Annotated in this window: 5 protein-coding genes and 1 CRISPR repeat array; all 5 genes read left to right on the plus strand. The window is 74.1% G+C overall.

Annotated features, from left to right (window positions below; genetic code table 11):
* The first annotated feature begins 97 nt into the window (after positions 1-97).
* Positions 98-492: direct repeats of the CRISPR family, unit length 29 nt; unit sequence CTGCTCCCCGCGCACGCGGGGATGGTCCC.
* Positions 493-1,591: 1,099 nt separating this feature from the next.
* Entirely contained in the window at positions 1,592-2,794 is a 1,203-nt protein-coding gene (locus tag ACFVUH_RS37105) for an Hsp70 family protein (protein WP_387918040.1), read from the plus strand.
* 145 nt (positions 2,795-2,939) lie between these two features.
* A complete protein-coding gene (locus ACFVUH_RS37110; RefSeq protein WP_387918042.1) occupies positions 2,940-3,836 on the plus strand; it encodes a hypothetical protein in 897 nt (298 codons plus the stop codon).
* Between the two features lie 122 nt (positions 3,837-3,958).
* Positions 3,959-5,014 (plus strand): hypothetical protein, encoded by a 1,056-nt coding sequence (locus ACFVUH_RS37115; protein WP_355359342.1) that lies wholly within the window; start codon positions 3,959-3,961, stop codon positions 5,012-5,014.
* Positions 5,015-5,080: 66 nt separating this feature from the next.
* A complete protein-coding gene (locus ACFVUH_RS37120) occupies positions 5,081-6,565 on the plus strand; it encodes a hypothetical protein (RefSeq protein ID WP_387918043.1) in 1,485 nt (494 codons plus the stop codon).
* A partial coding sequence (locus tag ACFVUH_RS37125; RefSeq protein WP_387918044.1) for a hypothetical protein occupies positions 6,562-6,828 on the plus strand: 267 nt, incomplete at its 3' end. The genes ACFVUH_RS37120 and ACFVUH_RS37125, both read left to right, overlap by 4 nt.

The following is a 6,828-nucleotide window of genomic DNA, read 5'->3' on the forward strand; positions in this document are numbered from 1 at the left end:
CTCGGCCACATGACCCCGATCGCCTACGAGCAGAGATCAGTTACGCTGGCCGTCGCTGCATAGCACTCGGTGTCCACATTCCCGGGGGAAGCCCCTCCTGCTCCCCGCGCACGCGGGGATGGTCCCTGTCGGCCTGCCCCTGTACCGGGGCGAACTGGCTGCTCCCCGCGCACGCGGGGATGGTCCCATGTACCTCCCGTTCATGGGCGGCGGACAGATCTGCTCCCCGCGCACGCGGGGATGGTCCCGCGGCCTCCTCGAACGCGCCGGCCTCGGCCGCCTGCTCCCCGCGCACGCGGGGATGGTCCCTACGAGATCACCGGCCTCCACGGCCGCATCCTCGGCTCCCTGCGCACGCGGGGATGGTCCCTTCGTGATCACGCACACCGGGTTGCGCATGCCCTGCTACCCACGCACGCGGGGATGGTCCCTTCCCCCGCCGGCTGTCGTAGGCGTTGATGATCTGCTCCCCGCGCACGCGGGGATAGTCCAGCCAGGTCGATCAGCTGACCTGGAAGCCCCCGTGTGTGTGGTGAGCGGGGTCTGGGAGCTGGGGGCTTGTGTGTGGGGCGGGGGGTCTGCAACCTGCTGGGAATCGGGTGTGCTGTGGCGGTGGGAGGAGTGTGGCCGGGTTTGGGTGGCGGGTGGGCTGCACAGGAAGTCGGGTGGGCCGACTTCCTGTGCAGCCCACCTGCGGCGCCATCCGCTGGGGTGGCGTAGGAGGGTGGTGGCGATGGCGTTGGGTGGGTGCGAGGGTGGTGCGGCCAGCTTCGATGTCCTGGAGGGCGTTCTGGAGGACGTGGGCGAGGGTCCAACCCGAGGGTTCGGTGGAGGGGTCGAAGCCTGGCGCTGAGCAGTGGTTCCGGGCCAGCGAGGACGAGCAGTGCGGCGCGGTCGTCGGCCAGTGCGGAGCATGGGCGGGACACGTCGAGGCGTTCCGGCAACTGGGCGCCGCTCGCCTTGTCGTGGTCGAGGAACAGGACGACTCCGGCGGTCTCGGGGCGGACGTGATGCACCGCAGCACGGCCGGTGAGCCGTCCGCGCCGCGGAACGGTAGGGCGAGGGAGGCCATGTGATGGGCGGGTGTAGCGTCCAGCAGGCGAAGAACTCCGGTGAGAAAAACAGGAGTTCGCGAATCCAGCGGCGTTCGGCGGGTCTGCTGGCGCCGTACGCGGTGGCGAGCGCCCCCCGGGGACGGTGGTCGGGGCGGGCGTGCTCATCGGAACCTCCCTGCGCAGGGCGGCGGTGTGTCCCGCGTTGTCCGGTTGAGAGGCCGAGTTGACAAGAATCTGCGCGGATTCGGTCACCTGACGGTGTTTCGGTCGAACGCTGTGCCGAGACTGGTCGCGGCACCCCGGCCCGGGGGAGCGGGGTGCCACCCGAGGGGACCCAGAGGCTGCTCACCGCGGCGTCCGGGTCGTGCTCAACCGGCAATGGCCATGCCATTGTTACAAGATGTGCCGAATTTCTCCACAGTTGCCCACGGGGCCCTACCATCCTGGCGGGAGTGCCGGAGGCCCGACTTCCCGCTCCGCCCGTGCGCCCGTGCGCCGCAGCAACCCACCTGTGAGGTCACGTGTCTGACTGGTCGTTGGCTATCGACTTCGGTACCTGCTTCACCACCGCGGCCGTACGCGTCGAGCAGGCCGGCACGGCGGCATCCGGCGTGGTGGTGACGGCGGTCGAGATCGAGAACAGCCGCTACCTGTCGTCCCTGGTCTGCCTGGACGACGACGGCCGGCTGCTCACCGGCCGGGCCGCCGTCCAACTCGCCGCCCAGCGGCCGGAACGCGCCGAGTTGCACCCCAAGCGGGCGCTGCTCCGGCAGCCGGCCGTGCTGCTGGACGGCGGCGAGGTGGCCACCGCCGAGCTGGCCGCCGCCGTGCTCGCCCGTGCCGCCGGCGAGGCGCGGGCGCGGCGTGGCGGGACGGAACCGGTGCGCACCGTGCTCACCCACCCGGCCGACTGGTCCCCGGGCGATCTGGACCGGCTGGTCGAGGCCGCCCGTCTGGCCGGGCTGGGCGCGCCGGAACTGCTGCCCGAGCCGGTGGCCGCCGCCCGCTTCCACGCGGCGGAGGTCCAGGCGGAGGGCGACGGGCCGATCGCCGTCTACGACCTCGGCGGCGGCACCGTGGACACCGCCGTGCTGCGCCGCGAGGGGAGCGGCTTCCGGGCCGTCGCGGTGGCAGGGGACCCGGACTTCGGTGGCCGCGACCTCGACCAGGCCCTGTTCGAACTGCTCCGCGACCGGGCGCTGGACCTCGATCCCGAACCGTGGCGGCGGCTCTGGGCCGACCGGACGCCCGCCTCGGCCCATCAACGTTCCCAGCTCGCCCGTGAGTTGACCCTGGCCAAGGAGTCCCTGTCGAGCACCGGGACGGTGTACCTGGCGGTGCCGGGCTACCCGGAGCCGTTCGTGGTCCAGGGCGGCGAGTACCGGGCGGCCGTCACCCCGGCGCTCACCGCCTCGATCGTGTTGCTGGAGCGCACCGTCTCCCGGGCCGGGCTGACCCCGGCCGAGCTGGGGGCCGTCGTGCTCTGCGGTGCGGCCAGCAGGACGCCGCCGGTGGCCGACCTGGTCGCCGCCCGGCTGGGCCGGATCCCCGACCTGGCCGCCGACCCGAAGGCCGCCGTGGCCCTCGGGGCGCTCACCGACCCGCCCGCCCCGGCCGGCGTCGACACCGGATCGGATGCGGGGGAGGGGGCCGCACAGGAAGCCGCGTCGGCGGACGGCTCCCGCCGCTGGACCGTCGCCCACTACCCGGACGAGGTCGATCCCGAGCTCTGGTTCTGAGCGCGTCCGCCGTCCGCGTCACCGCATTCACCTGACCTCACGCCATCCCGCCTGGCCCCGCCCTGCCCGAAAACGGACGGAACGAGCGCGGACCGCCCGACGACGACCGCCCGCCCGAGGACCCGCGAGAATCGCGAGGAACCGCATGGACATAGTGATGCTCGGCCATAGTGCGGCCGGGAAGACCAGCTACCTCTCCCTCATGTACGCCGCCATGTGCGACGGGGTCGAGGGCATGACCCTGCGCACCGCCGACCGTGACGCCCACCGTTCGCTGCTCGCCGACGCCCGCGCCATCCTGCGCGGTCGCTACCCCCGTGCCAGCGACCGGCCCCGCTGCTACGAGTTCGTGCTCTGCCACGACGGCGACGGGATCTTTCCGTTCCGCTGGACCGACCACCGCGGCGGCGCGCTCACCGAACACCGCCGCTCCAGCCGGCAGGCCGCCCAACTGCACGACGACCTGGTCGCGGCGGACGGCATCGTGCTCTTCGTCGACGCCCTGCGCCTGGACACCGACCCTGAGGCGGCCGAGGACGTCCGCCGGCTCGTCATCCGCGTCCACCAGGCCGTCACCGACCGCGAGGAGAGCGTGACCCCGCTGGTGATCGCGCTCACCAAGACCGACCTGGTCGACCTCGGCGCCCCCGACGCGGAGGAGCGCTTCCTCGCCCCGTTCCTCCCGCTGATCGAGGCGGTCCAGGAGACCCGGCACATCCAGGGGGCCTTCATCCCGCTGGTCTGCGGGCCGGAGCCGGAGGGCGTGGCGCTGCCGGTGCTGTGGACGCTGCGGTTCGGCATCATCGGCCGGGCCATGGAGCTGTCCGCCTCGATCGAGCGGCTGATGGCCTCGGCGCGACTCGCCGATCAGCGCGACACCCTCTGGGACCGGATCAGCAGCTGGTGGGAGGAGGAGCCGTCCTGGGCCTCCATCCGTGACCGCGACCGCGCCCGGGCCGCGGCCGAACTGGCACTCCTGGAACCGCTGGTGGAGCCCGCCGACCGGCTCGGCGAACTGCTGGAGGACGTCCTCTCGTTCTGACGGCCACCGAGCGGCCGAGCACCCGCGGCGGGCGAGAACCCGCAGCGGCCGAGCCCCCGCGCCGCCCCCCCGGACACCGAACAGCGCCACCCCCGACCCCGCGAGACGAAGGACAGCGCACCATGACGGTTCCCACCCTCACCATGACCATGCTCGGTGCCAGCGGCTCCGGCAAGACCGCCTACCTGCACGGCATGTACAACCGCCTCTCCATGGGCGTGCAGGGCTACTACCTCTACACCACCGACCCCGACCTCGACCTCGACCTCGCCGAGGACTGGGCCCGGCTGCGCCGCACCGGCACCATGCCCAAGGCCACCTCGGACCGGCCGATCTCCTACGAATTCGTGTTCCGCCGGGGCATGCGCGACCTCATGAAGATCGACTGCGTCGACTTCCGCGGCAACGCCGCCCTGGACCGCCGCGACGCCGCCGAGGACGTCGCGCTGCTGGAGGACCGGCTCATGCGCTCCGACAGCATCATCCTGGCGCTGGACTCCGAGCACGTGGCCGAGTGGATCAAGCACGGCGCGCCGGGCAACCTCGACCGGGACGACGACCCGATGGAGATCTCCCGCTTCAGCCGCGCGATCTCCCGGGTGTTCAGCGAGCGCCTGGCGAAGCGCGAGCCGGTCCCCGGTGTCACCGTGCTGCTCACCAAGGCGGACCTGCTGGCCGAGCGCACCGGACTGCGGGCCGCCGAGGCGCTCCAGACGGCCGGCCGGAACTTCCCCAGGCTGGTCCCGGTGCTGGGGGGCGACGACGCCGAGGGTGTCACGGTGGCCCTCTGCGCCGTCCAGCTGGGCAACTTCGGCGCGGCGGCCCAGGCCACCGTGGACGCCAGCCGGATCGCCCCCAAGAACCTCCACCTGCCGATCATCTTCAGTCTCCGCCACTACCTCAGCGAGGGCATCGTGCGGAACCGGCAGGAGATGAACCGGCTCGCCGGCAGCCTGGACGCCTCACGCGGTGAACTGGCGGCGCTCAGCCAGGGGTTGTTCGGCGGACTGTTCAAGGGCGCGCAGAAGAACAGCGCCCGGCAGGAGATCGACCGGCTGGTCGCGAGCAGTTCGGCGACCTCGGCCGACCTGGAGAGGGCCCAGGACCGTTGCCGGGAGCTGGACGAGGAGCTGCGCGGGGTCGCGATCTTCCGCGACGGCCGGCTGCTGACGGACTGATGGGCAGGACGGGCGGGATGGGACGGACGGGCCGTGGAACCGAGGACTGACGGACGGACGAATGCCATGACGAGTACGACGAACCACGGGCCGGAGTCCGAGCCCGCCGCCGCCGACACCGAAGCGGCGGGAGGCGCCGCGCCCGGCGGCTGGTCGGCGGTCGTCTACGGCCGGACCCTGCAGGTCGACCAGTGGTGGCGGGCGCTGCCCGCGGGGGTCGACCGGCAGGGGCCGGTGGGGGACGCCGTGCGCGCCGCCGTCGCCGGCGGGAGCCGATTGGAATACGGCCCGCGCTTCCTGCTGCACCGCGACGGCCGGGGCGTCCTGGTCGGGGTCGCCTGCGAGCTGGGCCTGATCAGCCGGGTGATGGTGCAGGACCGCTTCGGGCGACCGCTGTACGGCTTCGTCGGCTGGTACCGGGCCGCGCCCGCCGACACGGGTGGGCGGATCCCCGAACTCGACGAGCTGGCAGGCCACTTGGCCGACTGGGCCGGACCGGTCTACACCGAGTGGATCGCCCCGACCTGGGAGGCGGTCGGCCGCGAGGAGGCCGAGCCGCGCACCACCCGGCCGGTCGCCGCCCCATGGCCGGACCACGCGGAGCACGCGGAGGGGACGGCGAGGGTAGCGGGGACGGCGGCTCCGGTGCTGCTGCCGCCGGCCTGGCGGCCCGCCCATCCGGCGGGGAGCCACCTGCTGCCCGAGGCGGACGCCGCCGGCCTCTGGGCGGCGGCCGCTGCAGGGCTCGGCAGGTGCGTGCTGGTCACCGGCTGGCGGCGGCGCTCGGACGCCGACGCCGGGCGGATCACCCATCTGACCAGCGCGGACTGCCACGGGTACGAGTTGCTGCGGCCCCCGCCGTCCCTGACCCCGCCCGTGCCTCCGACGCCGCCGAAACCCCCGACGCCACCGGAGCCCGGACCGGCGCCCGAGCAGGGGCCGGAGGCGAGGCCCGGCTCGTCCGGGTGGGTGCGCGGGGCGCGCGGCCTCGGGAAGCTGCGGAGGGCCGTGGTCGACGCCTTCTGGTCGGAGGATCCCGAGGAGGAACAGGCCGGGCGGGGCGAACCGGAGCGCCGGGACGCCGCACCGAAGCGCTGGGGGCGGCCGGCGCCGGACCGGCCGGCCGCCGGGAAGCGCCCCGGCGGCGAGCCTCCGCCCGGCCCGCACCCGGTCACCGGCCCGCACCCGGTCACCGGCCCGCACCCGGCGGCGGGCCCGTACCCGGACAACGGTCGTGACCCGTACGACGGCCTGGGTGAGCCGGGCACCGGACCGGCGCGCCCGGTGGGGCACCCGGTGCCGCGCTGGCGGACCCGGTCGGTCGACCCGCAAGAGGCCAACCTGTCGGGCATGTTCGGCGAGTTCGACGACGAGCCCGAGCCGCCGCCCGTCGTACCGCCGCCCGTCGCACCGACGACCCCAGCCCCGGTCGCCGACCCCGCCGACCCCGCCGACCCCGCCGACCCCGCCGACCCCGCCGACCCCGCCCACCCCGTCGACTCCGTCCACTCCGCCGACCGGACCGACCCCGCCACGGGAGAACCCTCATGACCCCGACCCGCCCCGAAGCCCCGTCCCACGCCCGCGTGCTGGACTTCGCGACCCGCACCGCCGACCTCCTCGAACGCGCCGCCCGGGCCGCCGCCGCCGAGACCCCCGACGATGACCGGAGCGCCGGAACCGGCATCAGCACCGGCACCGGCACCGCCACCGCCACCACCGCCGACGCCGCCGGATCGGGCGAACTCCAGGACGCGGAAGAGCTGTTGGAGGAGAGCGGCTTCGAAGCGCTGGACGCGCTGCTGCGCCGCCGG

Origin of the sequence: Kitasatospora sp. NPDC058032 (assembly GCF_042885845.1) — a bacterium.
Taxonomy (GTDB): Bacteria; Actinomycetota; Actinomycetes; order Streptomycetales; family Streptomycetaceae; genus Kitasatospora.